Source organism: Streptomyces sp. NPDC043427 (assembly GCF_056436655.1).
Map to the genome: position 1 here is coordinate 39,836 of NZ_JBWKCC010000001.1, position 21,430 is coordinate 61,265.

At 71.2% G+C, this 21,430-nt stretch carries 16 protein-coding genes; 4 read left to right on the forward strand and 12 right to left on the reverse strand.

Features of this window, described 5'->3' with window-relative positions:
- Positions 1–23 precede the first annotated feature (23 nt).
- Positions 24–2,306 carry an ABC transporter permease gene (locus AC067M_RS00205; protein WP_478694697.1) on the forward strand — a complete coding sequence of 761 codons (2,283 nt, stop codon included), beginning with the start codon at positions 24–26 and terminating at the stop codon, positions 2,304–2,306.
- A 36-nt stretch (positions 2,307–2,342) separates the two neighbouring features.
- Here the strand turns inward: AC067M_RS00205 and pgi are convergent, their stop codons facing one another.
- From pgi to uvrC, 12 genes are all read right to left on the reverse strand, one after another.
- On the reverse strand, positions 2,343–3,995 hold the full coding sequence (gene pgi, locus AC067M_RS00210) for a glucose-6-phosphate isomerase (protein WP_478694698.1): 1,653 nt from the start codon (positions 3,993–3,995) through the stop codon (positions 2,343–2,345).
- A 72-nt stretch (positions 3,996–4,067) separates the two neighbouring features.
- Positions 4,068–5,336, reverse strand: a complete 1,269-nt coding sequence (locus AC067M_RS00215) for an MFS transporter (protein WP_478694699.1) — start codon at positions 5,334–5,336, stop codon at positions 4,068–4,070.
- A 122-nt stretch (positions 5,337–5,458) separates the two neighbouring features.
- Positions 5,459–5,794 (reverse strand): RNA polymerase-binding protein RbpA, encoded by a 336-nt coding sequence (locus AC067M_RS00220; protein ID WP_003957010.1) that lies wholly within the window; start codon positions 5,792–5,794, stop codon positions 5,459–5,461.
- Between the two features lie 210 nt (positions 5,795–6,004).
- The gene (gene secG / locus AC067M_RS00225; protein WP_384659224.1) at positions 6,005–6,241 is read right to left on the reverse strand and encodes a preprotein translocase subunit SecG; all 237 of its coding nucleotides are present in this window, start codon (positions 6,239–6,241) and stop codon (positions 6,005–6,007) included.
- 107 nt (positions 6,242–6,348) lie between these two features.
- A complete protein-coding gene (gene tpiA / locus AC067M_RS00230) occupies positions 6,349–7,125 on the reverse strand; it encodes a triose-phosphate isomerase (protein WP_478694700.1) in 777 nt (258 codons plus the stop codon).
- Positions 7,126–7,127: 2 nt separating this feature from the next.
- Positions 7,128–8,339 carry a phosphoglycerate kinase gene (locus AC067M_RS00235; protein WP_478694701.1) on the reverse strand — a complete coding sequence of 404 codons (1,212 nt, stop codon included), beginning with the start codon at positions 8,337–8,339 and terminating at the stop codon, positions 7,128–7,130.
- Between the two features lie 134 nt (positions 8,340–8,473).
- Positions 8,474–9,484 (reverse strand): type I glyceraldehyde-3-phosphate dehydrogenase, encoded by a 1,011-nt coding sequence (gene gap, locus AC067M_RS00240; protein WP_478694702.1) that lies wholly within the window; start codon positions 9,482–9,484, stop codon positions 8,474–8,476.
- A 223-nt stretch (positions 9,485–9,707) separates the two neighbouring features.
- The gene (locus tag AC067M_RS00245; protein WP_478694703.1) at positions 9,708–12,662 is read right to left on the reverse strand and encodes a M14 family metallopeptidase; all 2,955 of its coding nucleotides are present in this window, start codon (positions 12,660–12,662) and stop codon (positions 9,708–9,710) included.
- A 151-nt stretch (positions 12,663–12,813) separates the two neighbouring features.
- Positions 12,814–13,803 (reverse strand): DNA-binding protein WhiA, encoded by a 990-nt coding sequence (whiA, locus tag AC067M_RS00250; RefSeq protein WP_478694704.1) that lies wholly within the window; start codon positions 13,801–13,803, stop codon positions 12,814–12,816.
- Positions 13,794–14,861 (reverse strand): gluconeogenesis factor YvcK family protein, encoded by a 1,068-nt coding sequence (locus AC067M_RS00255; protein WP_478694705.1) that lies wholly within the window; start codon positions 14,859–14,861, stop codon positions 13,794–13,796. Before AC067M_RS00255 ends, whiA begins: the two co-directional genes overlap by 10 nt.
- The gene (gene rapZ, locus AC067M_RS00260; RefSeq protein WP_478694706.1) at positions 14,858–15,874 is read right to left on the reverse strand and encodes an RNase adapter RapZ; all 1,017 of its coding nucleotides are present in this window, start codon (positions 15,872–15,874) and stop codon (positions 14,858–14,860) included. The genes AC067M_RS00255 and rapZ overlap by 4 nt, the downstream gene beginning before the upstream one ends.
- Entirely contained in the window at positions 15,871–17,943 is a 2,073-nt protein-coding gene (gene uvrC, locus AC067M_RS00265; RefSeq protein WP_478694707.1) for an excinuclease ABC subunit UvrC, read from the reverse strand. The genes rapZ and uvrC overlap by 4 nt, the downstream gene beginning before the upstream one ends.
- A gap of 335 nt (positions 17,944–18,278) precedes the next feature.
- On the opposite strand from uvrC, the gene AC067M_RS00270 reads away from it, so the two are divergent.
- From AC067M_RS00270 to AC067M_RS00280, 3 genes are all read left to right on the forward strand, one after another.
- The gene (locus AC067M_RS00270; protein ID WP_478694708.1) at positions 18,279–19,226 is read left to right on the forward strand and encodes a hypothetical protein; all 948 of its coding nucleotides are present in this window, start codon (positions 18,279–18,281) and stop codon (positions 19,224–19,226) included.
- Positions 19,227–19,401: 175 nt separating this feature from the next.
- On the forward strand, positions 19,402–20,469 hold the full coding sequence (locus tag AC067M_RS00275) for a LacI family DNA-binding transcriptional regulator (RefSeq protein ID WP_478694709.1): 1,068 nt from the start codon (positions 19,402–19,404) through the stop codon (positions 20,467–20,469).
- The gene (locus tag AC067M_RS00280; RefSeq protein WP_478694710.1) at positions 20,466–21,377 is read left to right on the forward strand and encodes a carbohydrate kinase family protein; all 912 of its coding nucleotides are present in this window, start codon (positions 20,466–20,468) and stop codon (positions 21,375–21,377) included. The genes AC067M_RS00275 and AC067M_RS00280 overlap by 4 nt, the downstream gene beginning before the upstream one ends.
- Positions 21,378–21,430: the final 53 nt, after the last annotated feature.

A 21,430-nucleotide genomic window follows, 5' to 3' on the forward strand; every position in this document is an offset into this window, starting at 1 on the left:
CGTGCCCGGGGAGGGCTGACACGGTGCGAGCCACCCTGCGCTGGGCGCACTCCGATCTGCGCACGCACCGCGGCGAGGCGCTGTTCCTCGTGCTCGCCACCGCGGGCATCGTCGTCTCGCTGCTGCTGGCCACCGCGCTCTTCGGGTACGCCACCAACCCCTGGCAGCGCGTCTTCACGCAGGCGCGCGGCGCCCACGTGTGGATCCACACCGACCGCTCCGCCCAGGTGGGGAAGCTGGCGGGGCTGGACGGCGTCGACTCCGTCGCGGGCCCCTACCCCGCCGCCTCCGCCACCCTCGCCGCCCGCGGTACCCGCGCCTCCGTCGAACTGCGTGGCACACCCGAGCGGCCCGTCGTCGGCCGCCCGCTGATCACCTCCGGGCACTGGCTGGACCCGGCGACCCCTGACGGCGTGGTCCTGGAGAGCCGCCTCGCCCGCGCCCTGCTGACCGAACCCGGCGACACCCTCACCCTGCCCGGCTCCACCCGGAAACTGACCGTCCTCGGCATCGCCGACAGCGCCGAGCCCCGCTACCACGCGGGCGAGCAGCCGGGCCTCGTGTGGGCACTGCCGTCCGCCGTGCGCGACCCCGGCGGCCAGGTCATCGGCCTGCGCCTGACCGACCCCGACGACACGGACTACGCCGTCCAGCGCGCCGTCACCGTGCTGGGCGCCGGCGCCATCGGCGAGATCTCCACCTGGCAGCAGGCACGCGCCGAGGCCCAGGGCGACAACCGGCTGCTGGGGCAGGTGCTGACCCTGTTCGGGCTGGGCGCGCTGGTCGCCGCCGGGCTCGCCGTGCACGGGGCGATCGCCACCCGCATCCGGGGCCACCTGCGGGACATCTCCGTGCTGAAGGCGATCGGCTTCACACCGGGCCAGGTCGTGCGCGTCTTCCTGCTCCAGCACCTCGCCTACGCGCTGCTGGGCGCCGTGGCCGCGACCGGGCTCACCCAGGCGGTGGGCAGCCGGATCCCGGGGCGCCTCGGGGACGCGGTCGGCGTCTGGCAGGGGCTGCCCGGGCACACGGTCGTACTGTTCGCGGTGCCGGTGGGCGCTGTGCTGTTCATCGGCGCGACCACCGGGCTCGCGGCCTGGCGGGCGGGGCGTGTGCCCCCGGTTCCGGTGCCGCGGCCCGCGGTGTCGCCCGGGGGACGGCTGCCGGGCGTGGCGCGCCGGGCGCTCGGGCTGAGGTTGCCGCCCGGCCTGGTGCTGGGCTGTCACAAGGTCCTCACCAGCCGCCTGCGGTCACTGTCGACGGTGGCCCGGCTCGCGCTGCCCCTGCTGCTGATCGTCGTCGCGATGAGCGCCTGGACCACCATCGACCGCTTCCACAGCAGGCCCGAGCAGGTCGGTCTCCCGACCGCGCTCACCGTCCACGCGGACGCGGGCCTGAGCACCCGGGACGTACGGGCCCTGCTGGAGCGGGACCCGCAGGTAGCCGCCGCCTATCCGGGCGTCGAGGTGGCCGCCCTGGTCCCGGGCCAGACGGCCACGATCGCCCTGCGCGGCCTCGGCACCCGCCAGGAGCCGTACCCCTACGCCCTGGCCGAGGGCCGCCTCGCCCGTGACCGGGACGAGGCGGTCGCCGGACAGGGACTGCTCGACCTTCTGGACGTGCGGGTCGGCGACTGGGTGCGGATGACCGTGGGCGACCAGCCGCAGATCCTGCACATCGTGGGCCGCAGCATCGAGCCCGAGAACGCCGGCCGGGTCATCTCCACCTCCCTCGACACCCTCCGCGAGAACGATCCGCGCCTCGCGCCCAGCCTCTATCAGCTACGGCTGCGCCCCGGCGTCGACCCGCACGAGGTCGCCGGCCGACTGGCCGACGCCGGGCACGGACACCTGGACGTCCACGCCGTGACCAACCCGGCCGACGGGCTCTCGCCGCTGCGCGGGGTCGTCGTGGGCCTGATAGCCGTGCTGGCCCTCATCGGGCTGATCGAGCTGCTGACGGCGATCGGCGGCACCGTCCGCGAGGGTGAGCGGGACCTGCTGGCGCTCAAGGCCATCGGCCTGTCCCCACGGCAGATCACGGCCGTCACCGTCACGGCCACCGGCTGCACCGCCCTGGCCGCGGTCCTCGCCGGTACGGCACTGGGCCTGCCCCTCGCGCACTGGCTGATCGACGCCCAGGGCCGGTCCAGCGGCATCGGCCCGGGCATCGCCCAGGGGCCGTCACCAGCCCTCCTTGTGCTGCTGGGCGCGGCCGCGGTACTGGGCGCGGGCGCCCTCGCCGCCTTCCCCGCGGCCCGCGCGGCCCGGCGCCGCCTGGCGGACACGCTGAGCGCGGTGACCTGACGGGGCCGGGGGCAACGGGGGCTTCGAGGGCCCGGGTCACTGCCTTCCGCGCAGCTCCCGGTACGTCGCGACCAGGGCCTTCGTCGACGCGTCCAGGCCGGGGACGTCGGCGCCCTCGGTCAGCGCGGGCTCGACGCGCTTGGCGAGGACCTTGCCGAGCTCGACGCCCCACTGGTCGAAGGAGTCGATGTTCCAGACGGCACCCTGGACGAACACCTTGTGCTCGTAGAGCGCGATGAGCTGGCCGAGGACCGACGGGGTCAGCTCGCGCGCGAGGATCGTGGTCGTCGGGTGGTTGCCCTTGAACGTCTTGTGCGCGACCAGCTCCTCCGCCACCCCCTCCGCGCGGACCTCGTCGGGCGTCTTGCCGAAGGCCAGCGCCTGGGTCTGGGCGAAGAAGTTGGCCATCAACAGGTCGTGCTGCGCGGCGAGTTCGCCGCTGAGCTCGGCGACCGGCTCGGCGAAGCCGATGAAGTCCGCCGGGATCAGCTTCGTGCCCTGGTGGATGAGCTGGTAGTAGGCGTGCTGGCCGTTGGTGCCCGGGGTGCCCCACACGACGGGCCCGGTCTGCCACTCGACCTCGCGCCCGTCCCGGCCGACGTACTTGCCGTTGGACTCCATGTCCAACTGCTGGAGGTACGCGGCGAACTTGGACAGGTAGTGCGAGTACGGCAGCACGGCGTGCGACTGGGCGTCGTGGAAGTTGCCGTACCAGATGCCCAACAGGCCCAGCAGGAGTGGGGCGTTGGACTCTGCGGGCGCGGCCTTGAAGTGCTCGTCGACGAGTCGGAAGCCGTCGAGCATCTCGCGGAAGCGGTCGGCGCCGATGGCGATCATCAGGGAGAGCCCGATGGCTGAGTCGTAGGAGTAGCGGCCGCCGACCCAGTCCCAGAACTCGAACATGTTCGCCGTGTCGATCCCGAAGTCGGCGACCTTCTCGGCGTTCGTCGACAGCGCCACGAAGTGCTTGGCGACGGCGGCCTCGTCACCGAGCGCGTCCACCAGCCAGGTGCGGGCCGAGGTGGCGTTGGTGATCGTCTCGATCGTGGTGAACGTCTTGGAGGCGATGATGAACAGCGTCTCGGCCGGGTCCAGGTCACGGATGGCCTCGTGCAGGTCGGCGCCGTCCACATTGGACACGAAGCGGACCGTGAGATCGCGGTCGGTGTAGCTGCGCAGCACCTCGTACGCCATCGCCGGGCCGAGGTCGGAGCCGCCGATGCCGACGTTGACCACGCTGCGGATACGCCTGCCGGTGTGGCCGGTCCAGGCGCCGGAGCGGACGCGGCCCGCGAAGTCGGCCATCTTGTCCAGCACGGCGTGCACCGCCGGGACGACGTTCTCCCCGTCGACCTCGATCACCGCGTCGCGCGGGGCGCGCAGCGCGGTGTGCAGTACGGCGCGGTCCTCAGTGGTGTTGATCTTCTCGCCGCGGAACATGGCGTCCCTGAGGCCGAAGACGTCGGTGGCGGCGGCCAGCTCGCGCAGCAGCCGCAGTGTCTCGTCGGTGACGAGGTGCTTGGAGTAGTCGATGTGCAGGTCCCCGACCCGCAGCGTGTACCCGCTGCCGCGTGCGGGGTCGGCGGCGAACAGCTCACGCAGCCGCACCTCCCCCAGTTCCTCGCGGTGCTTGGCCAGAGCGGTCCACTCGGGCGTCTGGTTGAGCCTGACACGGCCGTCTGCGTTCATCTCGGGCTTCAGCCTTCTTTCCTGCGCCTGTCCTGCTGCTTCGTGCCCCGCTGGCGGTCCCAACCTAGTTGATCAGCGCGTGGCGTGAGCTGTCGTGGCGTCCTCGTGCGGTGCGACATCAGGTACGTCCGGGCGGCGCATGGGTATCAGCGCGGCGACGGACAGGACGAAGAAGGCGGCCGTGAGCAGCGGCGGGGTGTTGAGACCCCAGGCCGTGGCGACGGCCCCGCCCAGCAGGGCACCCAAGGGCACTCCGGCGTAGGACAGGGTCCGGAAGGCCGAGCTGACCCGGCCGAGGAGTTCGGCGGGGCTGCGCTGCTGCATCAGGGTCGTGGTGTTGACGTTCCACACCATGCCCATGAGTCCGAAGACGGCGAGGGCCGCGACCAGCACGGCAAGGCTGCGCACGGTGCCCATGACGACGAGGGCTCCGGTCTGCACCGTACCGGCGAGCAGCACGGCACGGATCGGGCCGACGCGGCGCACGAGCCGGCCGTTCACCAGCCCTCCGGCCAGGCTGCCGACGGTGACCGCGGTGGCCGCCGCCGCGTAACCCGTGGGACCCGCGTCCAGCCAGCCGGTCACGAGGACGACCAGCGTGGCGAGCTGGGCGCCCATGCCGATGTTGCACAGGGCCGTCGCGGCGCACAGGCCCCGCAGGGGGCCGTCCCGCCAGAGGTGGCGGAGGCCGTCGGCGATCTCCCGGCGCAGGGTGCTGCCCGCCGCTCTCGGTTCCCGCTCGGGCGCGGCGGTCCGCAGGGAGGCGACCAGCGCGGCCGCCACCAGGAACGTCGCCGCGTCGACGGCGAAGGGGACGGCCGCCCCGGCGGCGATCAGCAGCGGCACGACCGGCGCGCCCACCAGGCCGCCCGCGATCCGCTGGCCGGTCATCAGACGGGCGTTGGCGCTGCCCAGGGCCGCGCGGTCCACGAGGGCGGGCAGCAGGGCCGTGGAGGCGTTGTCGAACAGCGTCTGGAGCGCGGTCAGGGCGAAGGCCAACGCGATCAGCAGGGAGATCGAGGCATGACCGAGCGCGACGGCCACCGCGAAACCGGCGACCAGCAGTCCTCGTAACGCGTCCACCGTCCACATGGCGCGCCGCTGGTCCACGCGGTCGGCGACCGCCCCGCCGAGCAGCCCGAAGGCGATCCACGGCAGATAGCCGCAGGCGGTGACCGAGGCGATGAGCAGCGGCTCCTCCGTCAGCGTGGTGGCCAGCAGGGGCAGCGCCGCCGCGCGCAGGGCGTCCCCGAAGCTGGACAGCACGGCGGCACCCCACAACCGCCCGAACCCACCGCGCCACGCAGGCGCACGCACGCCTCTCGCCTCGACCTCCGTCACAAGTCCCCCTCGCAGTTCGCTTCTTCACGAACCGTAGAGGAAGGCACTGACAACGGGCCGGGGACGCGCGTCCGAAACGCCTCCGGCCAGGCACCCTCGGGCACCCGGCCGGTCATGAACTTCTAGATTTCGCCCCGCAGTTTGGCGAGCGCCTCGGCGAGGATCGCCTCGCCGTCCGCGTCGCTGCGCCGCTCCCTGACGTACGCGAGGTGCGTCTTGTAGGGCTCGGTACGCGGCGGGTCCGGCGGGTTGTCCCGGTCCTGTCCGGCCGGGAAGCCGCAGCGCGGGCAGTCCCAGGTATCGGGCACCTGTGCGTCGCTGGCGAAGCTGGGCTGCGTCTCATGCCCGTTGGAGCACCAGAAGGAGATGCGCAGACGCGGCGCGGACTCGCCACGCTCGGCCTCGCCCATCGGCCCCGCCCCGACCCGGCTTCCTCGGATCGCGTTGCCACTTGCCACGGTCGTAACTCCCTGCGTGATGGTGCCGCGAAGCGAGTCGGCGTTTCGCTTCGTTGCGAGCGCCTCAGTCTACGTAAGGCCCAACGCGCGTCCAGTGATTGGAGTTACAGACCCCACATCTAGACGCAAGCCCCATGATAGGCCGCGCTCAGCTGCGCGTACCGAACATGGGGCGTTACGTACGGAATGTGCGTATGTGCGAGCCGTGGATCAGCTGTTCGTCTTCATCAGGAGGCCGAGGACGACGATGCAGGCGAACCACAGCAGACCGATGACCACGGTGATGCGGTCGAGGTTGCGCTCGGCGACCGAGGAGCCACCGACGGAGGACTGCATGCCGCCACCGAACATGTCGGAGAGGCCGCCGCCCTTCCCCTTGTGCATCAGCACCAGCAGCATCAGCAGCAGGCTGAAGACGATCAGGGCGATCGAGAACCCCAAAACCACGGCTGGACCAACTTCCTCGGATCTGGATGGACGACGGGGCCCAGCAGACAGCGCTGGACCCCGCAAGGGTACGACGGATCGCCGCTACCGCATACTCACAGCTCGGATCACTGGTCGCGGAAGCGCACGATCTTGACGAACTCGTCGGCGTCCAGGGAGGCGCCGCCGACCAGGGCACCGTCGATGTCGGCCTGGGCCATGATCTCGGCGACGTTGCCGGCCTTGACGGAGCCGCCGTACTGGATGCGGACCTTGTCGGCCACGTCCTGGGAGTACAGCTCGGCGATCTTGCCGCGGATGGCGGCGCAGACCTCCTGGGCGTCCTCGGCGCCGCAGACCTTGCCGGTGCCGATGGCCCACACCGGCTCGTAGGCGATCACGATGATCTCGGCCTGCTCGGCCGGGAGGTCCTTCAGACCGCCCTCGACCTGGGCGAGGGTGTGGGAGACGTGGTTGCCCGCCTCGCGGACCTCCAGCTCCTCGCCGACGCACAGGATCGGGGTCAGGCCGTGCTTGTAGGCGGCCTTGACCTTGGCGTTGACCAGCTCGTCGCTCTCCGCGTGGTACTGCCGCCGCTCGGAGTGGCCGATCGCCACGTACGTGCACTTCAGCTTGGCCAGCATCGAGCCGGAGATCTCGCCCGTGTACGCGCCGGAGTCGTGCGCCGACACGTCCTGCGCGCCGTACTTGATCTTGAGCTTGTCGCCGTCGACCAGGGTCTGCACGGAGCGCAGGTCGGTGAAGGGCGGCAGGACGGCGACCTCGACGGCGTCGTAGTCCTTGTCCGACAGGGCGAAGGCGAGCTTCTGGACGTGCGCGATGGCCTCGAGGTGGTTGAGGTTCATCTTCCAGTTGCCCGCCATCAGCGGCGTGCGCGTACTCATGGTCAGTCCTCCAGTGCGGCGAGGCCGGGGAGCGTCTTGCCCTCGAGGTATTCGAGGGAGGCGCCGCCACCGGTCGAGATGTGGCCGAATGCGTTCTCGTCGAAGCCCAGGAGGCGCACGGCGGCGGCGGAGTCGCCGCCGCCGACGACCGTGAAGGCCGGGGAGTCGAGGAGGGCTTGGGCGACCGCCTTGGTGCCCTCGGCGAAATCGGGGTGCTCGAAGACGCCCATCGGGCCGTTCCAGAAGACGGTGGCGGCGTCGATGATCTTCGAGGCGTACAGCTTGCGGGTCTCCGGACCGATGTCCAGGCCCATCTGGTCGGCGGGCACGGCGTCCGCGGCGACGGTGGTGGGGTTCGTCGGGGCCTTGGCCTTCAGGTCCGGGAACTCGGGGCCGACGAGCACGTCGACGGGGAGGACCAGCTCGACGCCGGTCTTCTCCGCGCGCTCGATGTACTCCAGGACCGCGGGGATCTGGTCCTCCTGGAGCAGGGACTTGCCGATCTCGTAGCCCTTGGCCTTGAGGAAGGTGTACGCCATGCCGCCGCCGATGAGGAGGCGGTCGGCCTTGCCGAGCAGCTCGTCGATGACGGCGAGCTTGTCGGAGACCTTGGCGCCGCCGAGGGCGACGACGTAGGGGCGCTTGACGTCCTCGGTGAGCTTCTTCAGGACGGCGACCTCGTTCGCGATGAGGTAGCCGGCGGCGTGCGCCAGGCGGGCCGGGAGGTCGAGGACCGAGGCGTGCCCCCGGTGCACCGCGCCGAACCCGTCACCGACGTACACGTCCGCGAAGGCGGCGAGCTGGTCGGCGAAGGCGCCGCGCTCGGCGTCGTCCTTGCTGGTCTCGCCGGCGTTGAAGCGCAGGTTCTCAATGACGGCGACCTGCCCGTCGGCGAGGCCGGCGACGGTGGTCTTGGCGGACTCGCCGACCGTGTCGGTCGCGAAGGCCACGCCGGTGCCGAGGAGTTCACCGAGGCGGGTGGCGACGGGGGCGAGGGAGAAGGCCGGGTCCGGGGCGCCCTTGGGGCGGCCGAGGTGCGAGGCGACGACGACGCGCGCGCCGGCCTGCGCGAGGGCCTTCACGGTGGGCAGCACGGCGCGGATGCGGCCGTCGTCGGTGATCGTGGTGCCGTCCAGCGGCACGTTGAGGTCGGCGCGGACGAAGACCCGCTTGCCTGCGACGCCTTCGGCGAGAAGTTCGTCGATCGTCTTCATTGAGGGGACTCCTGTGAAGGGCTCGTGGTGCTCGTGATCCTGGGAGGGCTGATCCGTACGTGAGTCAGGGCCCGGGCGGCGCGTCCCTGCGCTGCCCGAGCCCTGCATTCACATCGACGTGCCTGCTCTGTTGATCAGAGCTGGTTGCCGACGAAGACCGTGAGGTCGACGAGGCGGTTGGAGTAGCCCCACTCGTTGTCGTACCAGCCGAGGATCTTCACCGAGTTGCCCTCCTGGACCATGGTCAGGGAGGAGTCGAAGGTGCAGGAGGCCGGGTCGCTGACGATGTCCGAGGAGACGATCGGGTCCTCGGTGTACGACAGGTAGCCCGCCAGGTCGCCGTCCTCGGAGGCCTTCTTGAACGCGGCGTTGACCTCGTCCTTGGTGACCTCGCGCTGCAGCGTCACGACCAGGTCGGTGGCCGAACCGGTCGGGACCGGGACGCGCATGGCGATGCCGTCCAGCTTGCCCTTGAGCTGCGGGAGGACCAGGGCGGTGGCCTTGGCGGCACCGGTGGTGGTGGGGATGATGTTCTCGGCGGCGGCGCGGGCGCGGCGCAGGTCCGAGTGCGGGAAGTCCAGGATGCGCTGGTCGTTCGTGTACGCGTGGACCGTCGTCATCAGGCCCTTGACGATGCCGAAGTTCTCGTCGAGGACCTTGGCCATCGGCGCCACACAGTTCGTGGTGCAGGAGGCGTTGGAGATGACGTGGTGGTTCGCCGCGTCGTACTTGTCCTGGTTGACGCCCATCACGATGGTGATGTCCTCATCCTTGGCCGGAGCCGAGATGAGGACCTTCTTGGCGCCGCCGGCGAGGTGCTTCGCGGCGTCGGCCTTCTTCGTGAAGATGCCCGTCGACTCGACGACGATGTCGACGCCGAGCTCGCCCCACGGGATGTCGGCGGGGTTGCGCTCGGACAGGACCTTGATGGTGTGGCCGTCGACGGTGATCGTGTCGGCGGTGTGCGACACCTCGGCCTTGAGGCGGCCCAGGATGGTGTCGTACTTGAGCAGGTGAGCGGTGGTCGCGGTGTCACCCAGGTCGTTGACAGCCACGATCTCGATGTCTGCACCCTGCTCCAGCAGCGCGCGGAAGTAGTTACGACCGATGCGGCCAAAGCCGTTGATGCCTACGCGGATCGTCACGAACCGATCTCCTCGTTGGTACGCCGGCTGTGAGACCGGCGAGCTGTATTGGGATGTCCCCGACCGCCTACGACCCTACCTCCCTGAGGCCTGCGGGGTGACATTGAGATGCCCCATACACGGCGAGGCGGTCCGTACCAGCCAGTAGGGGTACGGACCGCCCGGGCCGGAGGGCCCACTCACTCGATTCGGTTACGGTACGTCAGTTGCCATTGACCGCGTGTCACTGACGGAGGGCGGCGAGCGCCTTCCGGACGAGAGCCGCGCGTTCGGCCGGCGTGGCGAGGTGCTCCAAGCCGAAGCCCAGCAACACGGTGTCGTCGGTCGTGACGGCGCCGTACGTCTGGAACAGCGCTCCGGAGCGCGCCCAGTCCTTGACGACCGCGGGGCTGCCCGCGGGCGGACCGGGTGTGCTCCACGCGCCGAGCGACGCCTCGAAGCCCTCGCTCTCGACGGCGTTGCCGCCGATGACGACGGACGCGTTGTCGGCGAGGACGCCGCGGCCGCCGGAACCGGGGTCGGTGATGTAGCTGAGGGAGACCTCGACCTTCTTCCCTGCGTACGCGGAGAGGTCGAAGGAGACCTCCCGCCAGCCGGCCGACGCCCCGGTGAAGCTGTTCCAGGAGCCGCTGGTGCCGGTCGCCGTGCAGCCGTTGCCGGAGTGCGTGAGGTACCGCGTGAGGGCGGGGTGCGCCTGGATGAAGAACCCGGCCCCGCAGTCGGCCGGCACGGCCGTGCTGGTGGCGCCGTTCTTGTCCGGGAGCGTGGTCCAGTCGTCGGCGCCTGCGGTGTGCGCCTCCAGGACCGCGTGGTCGTAGCCCTCCTCGGTGTCCCACAGGAGGCGGGTGCGCAGCGTGGGCGTGTCGGCGGCGCTCACCGAGGTGAGGTCGACGGTGCGGGTGAGGCGGTTCCAGGCGAAGTCGCTGTGCGTGACCGCCGCCATGAAAGAGCCCTGGTACGGGCCGTAGGGGTTGGCGGTGCCGGGGTAGCGGCCCGCTCCCGCGCTGGCGAACTGCGGGTACTTCTGCGGGGACAGGGCGTCGGAGGTGACGCTGTAGGAACCGGCCGCGTCCAGCGGGTTGCCGGGCGCGGCGCCGAGCGCTCCGGTGGCTCCGGCGAGGTCGCCGGCGCCCTCGAAGGCTGTGGTGCTGGGCAGGGACGTACGGCTGTAGGCGCCCAGGTAGTACTGGCTGAAGTCGTTCGACGGGGTACCGTCGCCGAGGTCGACGCTGCCGCCGGCCCGTTCGCCCGCCTCGATGAGCTTGCCGCCCTCGTTGAGGTAGGCGCGCAACTGGATCTGGGTGGGATTGCCGGGGACGTTCGCGCCCGTGTAGTGGACGACCGTGCCGAAGTGCTTGAGCACACCGAGCGCGTCGGGGGCGCCCTGGGTGGCGACGTCCCAGACGACCGCCTTGCTGCCGCCCGCCTTCAGCGCGTCCACGTACGTCTGGGCCTGGGTGGCTTTCACGCCCTCCTCGGCGACGACGAGGGTGTTCGCGCGGGGGCGCTGAGCGACGGTGTACCTGAAGTGTTCACTGGAGACCTTCTTGCCGCTTCGGGTCCTGCCGGTGAACCACACCTCGACCTTGTCGCCCGGATCGCCGCCCCTGACCTTGGCCCGGTACTCGTCGAAGTGGATGTTGTCGTCACCGCCGTACGTCTCGCCGCCCTTCCACGGCCTGAGCGCCGTGTCCCTGGTCCGGCCGCCGTTGACGCGGTAGTTGAGCTCCTTGTCGCGGACCGACTTGCGGGCGACGACGGAGACCTCCTGGTCGGCGCCGCGGGCGTACGAGGTGGTGAAGGGCGCCGGGGTGAAGTCGGCGGCCTTCAGTCCGAGTGAGGACTTCGGCTGGTCGGGGCGGGTGGCGGACTCGGCGACGGAGAGCGCGAACGGGATGTTCTTGGCGAACTCCTGCTGGATCAGCTTCTCGTCGTCGGGGAAGTTGAAGACCGACTGGCAGTCGGCCGCGTTCCAGGCGTCGTTCGGGTCAAGGTTCGACGCGGTCTCGCAGGTCGACATCTCGGGGGTGAACATCGCCATGCCGTTGACGTTGGCCGCGTGGCCGTCCGCCTCGCCGTTGGTGGTGTACAGCTCCGAGGAGACCTGTGGGTGGTAGCCCGGGATCGCCGAGTTCTCGGGCGTGCCGGCGAGGGCCTTGTAGAGGACGTCGTCCGGTGTGTCGGTGGCGACCTGCCAGCCGACGCCGTAGAGAAGGAGTTCGGCGGCGGAGTGGTAGTTGATTCCGTAGTCGAATCCGATACGCCGCTCGAAGGCGTCGAGCGCCCGGGTCTCGGGCTCGGAGTTCGGGGCCGTGCCGCGGTAGGTCTCGCTGGTGGGGTTCGGGGACGAACCCTCGTCGTCGTAGCCCCACTTGTAGGCGAAGTTGCGGTTGAGGTCGACGCCGTCGCCGACACCGATGGCGCCGTCGCCGTTGGCGTCGCGCAGGTTCTTGCGCCACAGCCGGGTGTCGGAGTTCTGGAAGGTGTAGTCGTAGCCGTCGGGGTTGGCCGAGACGACGAACCACAGCTCGGTCGAGTCGACGATCTTCCTGACGCGTCGGTCGGTCCTGTAGTTGTCGAGGTAGTAGTGGAGCAGACGCCTCGTCATCTCCGGCGTGATCCACTCGCGCGCGTGCTGGTTGGACATGTACAGCACGGCGGGCTTGCTGCCGTCCCTGGACTGCTTCGCGCCCTTGGTCAGTTTGAGCGCGAGGATGTCCTGGCCGTTGACGGTCTTTCCGATGGAGACGACCTTGGTGAGGCCCGGGTGCTGCTGCCCGGTCCTGACGATCTCCTCCTTGATGCCGCCGCTTCCGCTGTACGGGCGGTACACACCGGCGGCGGCGGCCTCGACGCGGTTCTCCGCCCTGGCCGAAAGGGTGTGCTCGGTGAGGTCGACACCCTGCTTCTCGAGCTTGTCGGCCTGCTGGTCGGTGAGGTAGACCTCGACGGTCGCGGTGCCCTTCTCGGGCGCCTGTTCGCCGAGTTCGTGGCCGTCCTGCCCGGCCGCCAGCAGCAGGGGTACCTGCTTCTTGGTGACCTCGGCGCGGTAGACCTTGACCTGGTCCGGGTCCGGGTCCGCCGGACGGCCGGGTTGCGCCTGGGCGATGGGTGCGATGCTCGCTCCGCCGATCAGGAGCGCGCCGACAGCGAGGATCGATCTCGCTCTGTGTCTCATGTACCCCCCTAGCAGTGGTCCGCCCCAGCAGCGAACAGATGCCAGGCTCATGACACTTCATGATCGAGTCAAGAGCGCCTCATGGACCGTCAAGCGCCGGCGCCCTTCACCCCAAAGGGGTAAAGAACACCGGCGTTTGACGTAGCGTCCGTCAGCCGACGAGGTTGTCGGCCAGCTCCTCGGAGAGGTTGGCCTCCGTGCCCGGGATGCCCAGATCGGAGGCCCGCTTGTCGGCCATCGCCAGCAGTCGGCGGATACGGCCGGCGACGGCGTCCTTGGTCAGCGGCGGATCGGCGAGCGCGCCCAGCTCCTCCAGGGAGGCCTGCTTGTGCTCCATCCGCAGCCGGCCCGCTGCCGCGAGGTGCTCGGGGACCTCCTCGCCGAGGATCTCCAGGGCGCGCTGGACGCGGGCTCCGGCGGCGACGGCCGCGCGGGCCGAGCGGCGCAGGTTGGCGTCGTCGAAGTTGGCGAGACGGTTCGCCGTGGCGCGCACCTCGCGGCGCATCCGGCGCTCCTCCCAGGCCAGCACCGACTCGTGCGCGCCGAGGCGGGTGAGGAGGGCCCCGATCGCGTCGCCGTCACGGACGACGACCCGGTCGATCCCGCGGACCTCGCGCGCCTTCGCCGCGATCGACAGCCGGCGGGCGGCACCGACCAGGGCGAGCGCCGCCTCGGGGCCCGGGCACGTGACCTCCAGGGAGGAGGAACGGCCGGGCTCGGTGAGCGAGCCGTGCGCCAGGAAGGCTCCGCGCCAGGCGGCTTCGGCGTCGCAGGTGGCCCCCGAGACCACCTGCGGGGGCAGGCCGCGGATCGGACGGCCGCGGCCGTCCACCAGGCCGGTCTGGCGGGCCAGCTGGTCACCGCCCGCGATGACGCGCACCACATAGCGCGAACCCCGGCGCAGCCCGCCGGGCGCCATCACGATCAGCTCGGAGCTGTGGCCGAAGATCTCCAGAATGTCCCGCTTGAGGCGGCGAGCCGCCATCGCGGTGTCCAACTCCGCCTCGATCACGATGCGCCCGCTCACCAGGTGGAGGCCGCCGGCGAACCGCAGAAGGGCGGAGACCTCCGCCTTCCTGCAGCAGGTCCGGGTGACGGGGAGCCGGGAGATCTCGTCCTTCACCGCTGGCGTCATCGCCATGGGCCGATCCTTCCATGCATCCGAAAAATACGGTCGTACGCGGCGGCCAGGAGCTCCGGGTCGTGCCTTGGGCTCCCGTCGGTCCGGGCCACCGGCGCCAGCTCGACCGCGGCGCCGAACCGCTTGGCGGCGTCGGTGAGGAGATCGCGGTCGGGCACGGCGGCCTCGTCGGCCAGCACCACGTCCAGGGCGAGTTTAGGGGCGTGTCGCCCCAAAACCTCCAAATGACGCTGCGGGGAGAAGCCCTCGGTTTCTCCGGGCTGCGGGGCGAGGTTCAGGGAGAGTACCCGGCGCGCCTTCGTCGCGGTGAGCGCGTCCAGGAGTTCCGGCACCAGCAGGTGCGGAATGACCGACGAGAACCAGGAGCCGGGCCCCAGCACCACCCAGTCGGCGTCCAGGACCGCGGCGACGGCCTCAGGGACGGCGGGCGGGTCGTGCGGCACGAGGTGGACCGACTGCACCTCTCCGGGAGTCAGGGCGACGGTCGCCTGGCCGCGGACGGTGTCGACGGCCTCGGGCCGCTCCGGGTCGTGCCCCTTGACCAGCGCCTGGAGCTCCAGCGGTACGGCGGACATGGGCAGCACCCGGCCCTGGGCACCCAGCAGCTTGCCGACCAGGTCGAGGGCCTGGACGTGGTCGCCGAGCTGCTCCCACAGGGCGACGATCAGCAGGTTGCCGACCGCGTGCTCGTGCAGGTCGCCCTGGGACTGGAAGCGGTGCTGGATGACACGGGCCCAGGTCTGTCCCCAGTCGTCGTCGCCGCACAGCGCGGCCAGCGCCTTGCGCAGGTCACCGGGCGGCAGGACGCCCAGCTCGTCGCGCAGGCGCCCGCTGGAGCCGCCGTCGTCGGCCACGGTGACGACGGCGGTGAGGTCGCCGGTGATCCGGCGCAGTGCGGCGAGCGAGGCGGACAGGCCCATGCCGCCGCCGAGGGCGACCACCTTGGGCTGGGTGCCCCGGCGGCGCGGCCTGGCCCCGCGCGCCTCGGCGGGCCGGCCCGCGCGGCCCTCCGGGTTGACCCGGCGCAGCCGGCTCAGCCGCGGTGTACGTCCGGTCACTCGCGCCCCATGTCCCGGTGCACGACCACGGTCTCGACGCCCTGGGAGGCGAGGCGGGCGGCCAGCTTCTCGGAAGTGGCGACCGAGCGGTGCTTGCCTCCGGTGCAGCCGACCGCGATGGTCACGTACCGCTTGCCCTCGCGGCGGTATCCGGCGGCGATGAGCTGGAGCAGCTCGGCGTAGCGGTCGAGGAACTCCTTGGCGCCGGGCTGGTTGAAGACGTACGCCGAGACCTCCTCGTTGAGGCCGGTGAAGGGGCGCAGCTCCGGGACCCAGTGCGGGTTGGGCAGGAAGCGCATGTCGACGACCAGGTCGGCGTCGACGGGGAGGCCGTACTTGAAGCCGAAGGACATCACGGTGGCCCGCAGCTCGGGCTCCTCCTCGCCCGCGAACTGGGCGTCCATCTTCGCGCGCAGCTCGTGCACGTTGAGGCTGGAGGTGTCGATCACCAGGTCGGCGTCGCCGCGCAGCTCGCGCAGCAGCTCGCGCTCGGCGGCGATGCCGTCGACGATGCGGCCGTCGCCCTGGAGGGGGTGCGGGCGGCGCACGGACTCGAAGCGGCGCACCAGGGCGTCGTCGGAGGACTCCAGGAAGACGATGCGCCGGGTGACGCTCTTGGCCTCCAGGTCGGCGAGGGACTCGCGGAGGTTGTCGAAGAAGCGGCGGCCGCGGACGTCGACGACGACCGCGATCCGCGCCACGTTGCCCTGGGAGCGGGCGCCGAGCTCCACCATGGTGGGGATCAGCGCGGGTGGGAGGTTGTCGACGACGAACCAGCCGAGGTCCTCCAGACACTTGGCGGCCGTCGAGCGCCCGGCACCGGACATGCCGGAGATGATCACCAGCTCGGGGATGGCCGCGTCGGGGATCCCGGGCGGTGTGCTGTCCGTACTCACCTGTGCTCCGTGTTCATGGCCCTGCTCATGGCCCTTTTCATGGCCCTCGGTGCCCTCTGGGGCTGCCGTGGGTTCCTGATCTCGCTGTGCTGTGTGCTGTGCGTCGTGCTCGCTCATGTCTCCTGCCCCCGTCGTTCTTCCGGGGCGTCCTCTGTCGAGGACTCCTCCCGGGTACCCGCCGTCGTTCCGGGCGCCCCGTCTTCCACGTCATCCATGATCTCTCCAGTCGCCGTGTTGACGGCGGGTGCGGCCGGGGCGGCCTGGGCGAAGGCCACGGCGATCGTCTCGGCCGTCTTGAGACCTATGCCCGGAACCTCGCAGATCTGGTCGATCGTCGCGGACCGCAGCCTCTTCACCGAGCCGAAGTGTTTGATCAGGGCCTGCTTGCGGGTCTCACCGAGGCCCGGTACGTCGTCCAGGGGGCTCGCGCGGAACCGCTTGCCGCGCTTGGTGCGCTGGTAGGTGATCGCGAAGCGGTGGGCCTCGTCACGGACGCGTTGCAGCAGGTAGAGGCCCTCGCTGGTGCGGGGCAGCACCACGGGGTCGCCCTCCTCCGGCAGCCACACCTCCTCCAGCCGCTTGGCGAGACCGCACACGGCGATGTCGTCGATGCCGAGCTCGTCCAGGGCCTTCTTGGCGGCGGCGACCTGCGGCTGCCCGCCGTCGACGACAACGAGCTGGGGTGGGTAGGCGAACTTCTTGGGGCGGCCGTCCTCCTCGGTCAGCTCGCTCTCCCCGTCGGTCCACTCCCCCGTCTTCTCCTTCTCGGCGAGGTAGCGCCGGAAGCGGCGGGTGATCACCTCGTGCATGGAGCGGACGTCGTCCTGGCCCTCGCCGTGCCAGAGCTGCGTGTCTCCGGCACGACCCTTGATCTGGAAGCGGCGGTACTCGCTCTTGCGCTGCAGGCCGTCCTCGAACACGACCATGGAGGCGACCACGTCGTCGCCCTGAAGGTGAGAGATGTCGTAGCACTCGATGCGCAGCGGGGCGCTGTCCAGGTCGAGGGCGTCGGCGATCTCCTCCAGGGCACGCGAGCGCGTGGTCAGGTCGGAGGCGCGCTTGGTCTTGTGCAGCACGAGCGCCTGCTGGGCGTTGCGCTGCACGGTCTCCATGAGGGCCTTCTTGTCGCCGCGCTGCGGAATGCGCAGGGAGACGTTGGAGCCGCGCCGCTCGGTCAGCCACTGCTGCACGGGCTCCAGCGGCTCGGGCAGGGCCGGGACGAGGACCTCCTTGGGGACGGCGTCGCCGCTCTCCTCGCCGTAGAGCTGCTGGAGGGCGTGCTCGACGAGGGCGCCGGTGGTGATCTCCTCGACCTTGTCGGTGACCCAGCCGCGCTGGCCGCGGACGCGTCCGCCGCGGACGTGGAAGATCTGGACGGCCGCCTCCAGCTCGTCCTCGGCGACCGCGATCAGGTCGGCGTCGGTCGCGTCCGCGAGCACGACCGCGTTCTTCTCCATGGCCTTCTTCAGGGCCTCGATGTCGTCGCGCAGGCGGGCCGCCCGCTCGTACGCCATCTCGTCGGCCGCCTCCATCATCTGCTTCTCCAGCCGGCGCAGATAGGTGCCGGTGCGGCCGGTCATGAAGTCGCAGAATTCCTCGGCGAGTTCGCCGTGCTCCTCTGCGGAGACACGGCCCACACAGGGCGCGGAGCACTTGCCGATGTAGCCCAGCAGACAGGGGCGGCCGGTGCGGGCGGCGTTCTTGAACACGCCCGCGGAGCAGGTGCGCACCGGAAAGACGCGCAGGAGCAGATCGACGGTGTCCCGGATGGCCCACGCGTGCGCGTACGGCCCGAAGTACCTGACGCCCTTCTTCTTGTGGCCGCGCATCACCTGCACGCGCGGGAACTCCTCGTTCATCGTCACCGCGAGGTAGGGGTAGCTCTTGTCGTCGCGGTACTTGACGTTGAACCGGGGGTCGTACTCCTTGATCCAGGAGTACTCCAGCTGCAGGGCCTCGACCTCCGTGGACACCACGGTCCACTCCACCGACGCGGCCGTGGTGACCATGGAGCGTGTGCGCGGGTGGAGGCCCGCCAGGTCCTGGAAGTAGTTCGCCAGGCGTTGGCGCAGGCTCTTCGCCTTTCCGACGTAGATCACCCGGCGGTGCTCGTCGCGGAACCTGTACACCCCGGGAGAGTCCGGGATCTGTCCCGGACTGGGGCGGTAGCTGGAGGGGTCGGCCATGTCTCACACCCTACTGGCGAGGACCGACACTCCGACGGGCCTGTGGACAACGCCGGTGGCGGCCGAACAGGTGACTGTCCTGCTACGGGAGTGGGGAGAACCCCGCGTCGTCCACCGTCCCGTCGGCCGCCGGGTGTCGGGTCCCGGCCAGGAGTGCGCGCCCGTTGGGCGGCAGGTGTTGTCGGGACTTGGTCAACACGCTTCAATGCGGGGGAACTCGGGGCCCTGAAAGACGGCGTACGGATGTGCGGACGCCCCGGCGCCGACGGGGCGGCCCCGACCACCACGTGAACGGTCTGACCAGCCGTTGTGCTCCTTCACAGAAAGGCCCCTGCATGCCGCACGCCACACAGCACGCGGACATCGCCGCCGCGGAACTGGACACGGCCCTGCGCGGAGGCCCCTTCCACGTCGCACTGCGCGCTGCGATCGCCGCTCGCGGACTGCCGCTGCAGCGCGTGCAGCACCACCTCTCGCGCTACGGCGTGAAAGTGGGGGTGACGAGCCTGAGTTACTGGCAACAGGGCGCCCGTCGCCCGCAGCGCCCCGAGTCGTTGCGGGCCGTGCGGGCACTGGAGGAGATCCTCCAACTGCCGGAGGAGTCACTGATCCGGCTGCTCGCCGACGCCGACGGGGTCACCACCGCCGGACGTCCCGCGGGCCGCTCCTACCGTTCCTTCGTGGCGGCCTCGGGCGTCCTGGAACGGCTTCTGGCCGAGCTGGGGGCCCCGCTCGACGGCGGGCTGCACACCCTCGGCCACCACGAGCGGGTACGCGTCGGCGCGCGCCGTGAGCTGCTGGGGCGCGAGTCACACCACATCGTGCGCGCCCACCGCGACGGCGTCGACCGCTTCGTCGCCGTCCACCACGGCGACCCGGGGTGCACACCGGAACGCATGACGGTGCGCGCCCTGGAGAACTGCCGCACCGGCCGCGTCCGTTGGCACCACGACACCGGCGTGCTCGTGGCCGAGCTGCTCTTCGACCTCCGGCTGCGCGCCGGCGATACGTTCCTCTTCCGCTACGACATCGAGGACGGCACGGCCGGCGTCTCCCACGAGTACGTCCGCGGCTTCGGCCTCGCAGGCGGCCAGTACGCCCTTCAGGTCCGGTTCGACGAGGGCGCGCTGCCGATGCGCTGCCACCGGTTCACCCAGCACTCGGCGGCCGCGCCGCGCAGCGGCCGTCAGGAGCTCGCGCTCAGCGACCGGCACCACTCGGTGCACCTCGTCGAGCCCCGGGTGCGGTCGGGCATGGTGGGGATCGGCTGGGACTGGGAGTGAGCCCGGAGGACTGCGCGTGGGTGTGAATCCGGCGGACGCGCGTGGGCGAGAGCCCGGGGGACGCGCGCGTGGGCGAGAGCCCGAGTACCGCGCGTAAACGCTTGCGCAAGCGTTTACGCGCGCCCCGAAATGGGATACCTTCCCGGCTAGAAGCAGGTCCGGGGAAGGAAGCGCGATGCCCACCATGGCCGACGTCGCACGGTGCGCCGGGGTGTCCGTGGCGACCGTCTCGCACGTGCTGAACGACACCCGCCCGGTACTCCCCCACACCCGCCAGGCCGTACTCGACGCCATCGACGAGCTCGGCTACACGCCCAACACCCTCGCCCGCTCCCTGGTGACTTCCCGCACCCGCTCCATCGGGCTCGCGGTCTCGGCGATCAGCAACCCGTACTTCACGGAGATCCTCCAGGGCGTCGAGGCCGGCGCCGTGGAACACGGCTACAGCCTGCTCATCGCCGACCCGCACGACGACCCGGAGCACGAGCGCAAGGTGGTCCAGCTGCTGCACGAGCGGCGCGTGGACGGCATGATCGTCGCACCCTCCGCCGCCCCGCGCGACCTCCTCGCCTACCTCACCCGCCACGACGTACCGGCCGTGCTCCTGGACCGCGTGATCGACGACCGGGCGGACGGCGCCTCCCACTTCGACCAGGTCTGCGCGGAGAACGCCGAGCCCATGGCCCGGCTGGTCGCCCACCTCGCCGAGCTCGGCCATCGCCGGATCGCGCTGGTCGCGGGCCTGCCGGGGCTCAGCACCACCGGCGAGCGGATCTCCGGATACAGCCACGGCCTCGCGGCCGCCGGACTCCCCCACGACGAACGGCTCCTGGTCCACGGCGACTCCGCGACGGCCGGCGCCGAACGGGCCACCGCGGCTCTGCTCGCCCTCGCCGCCCCGCCCACCGCGCTCGTCACCGGCAACAACGCGATGACCATCGGCGCCCTGCGCGCCCTGCGCGAGCGCGGCATGTCCGTGCCCGACGACATCGCCCTGTGCTGCTTCGACGACTTCGCCTGGGCGGACCTTTTCGCACCCCGGCTCACCGCGATCGCCCAGCCCAGCAGGGACATCGGCGCCCGGGCGGTCCAGGTGCTCCTGGACCGCCTCACCGCACCGGACCGGCCCACCCGGACCGTGCGGCTCCCCTGTGCCTTCGTCCACCGCACGTCGTGCGGCTGCCCCGAGCAGCCCATACGGCCACGCACGCCCCAGTTGCCCGAGAGAGGAACCACCCCGTGATCGTCGTCGCCGGTGAGGCCCTGATCGACCTGGTACCGCAGGGTGCGGGCGCTCTCGCGACCCTGCGCCCGGCGCTCGGCGGCGGCCCCTACAACACCGCTGTGGCCCTCGGCCGCCTCGGCTCCCCCACCACGTTCTGCTCCCGCACGTCCCACGACGCCTTCGGCGAGGCTTTGCTCGACGGGCTTCGGCAGGCGGGCGTGGACGTGTCCGCGGTGCAGCGCGGCCCGGAACCGACCACCCTCGCCGTCGCCACGATCGACGAGACCGGCTCCGCCGCCTACTCGTTCTACGTCGACGGCACCGCCGACCGCCTGTTCACGGCCCCAGAGCAGCTCCCCGCCGGAACCCGAGCGGTGTCCTTCGGCACGTGCTCGCTCGTCCTGGAGCCGGGCGCGAGCGCGTACGAGGAGCTGATGCGCGAGGCGAGCGCACAGGGCCTGTTCACCGCGCTCGACCCCAACATCCGGCCGGGGCTGATCCCCGACGCGGACGCCTACCGGGCCCGGTTCAAGAGCTGGCTGCCGTCCGTGTCGCTGCTCAAGCTGTCCGCGGAGGACGCGCAGTGGCTGGGCGGCGCCCCGCGCGAGTGGCTGGCCTCCGGTCCCGCGGCCGTCGTCGTGACGCGGGGCGGCGACGGGCTGACCGTCTTCACCCGGGACGGCGCCGAGCACTCGGTGCCGGGCGAGAAGGTCGACGTCGTGGACACCATCGGCGCCGGTGACACCGTGAACGCGGCTCTCCTGCACGGCCTGGCCACCCGCGATGCGCTGTCCCCTTCCGCGCTGGCCGCCCTGGACGCCGACGGCTGGGCCCGCCTCCTGCGCTACGCGGCACGCGCCGCGGCGATCACCTGCTCCCGCGCGGGGGCGGAGCCGCCGTACGCGGCAGAAGTGGGCGAGGTCTAGTCGATCCGCAGGGCAGGCAGGGCGGGCAGCGTGTACAACGGGCGGCGCCCCGC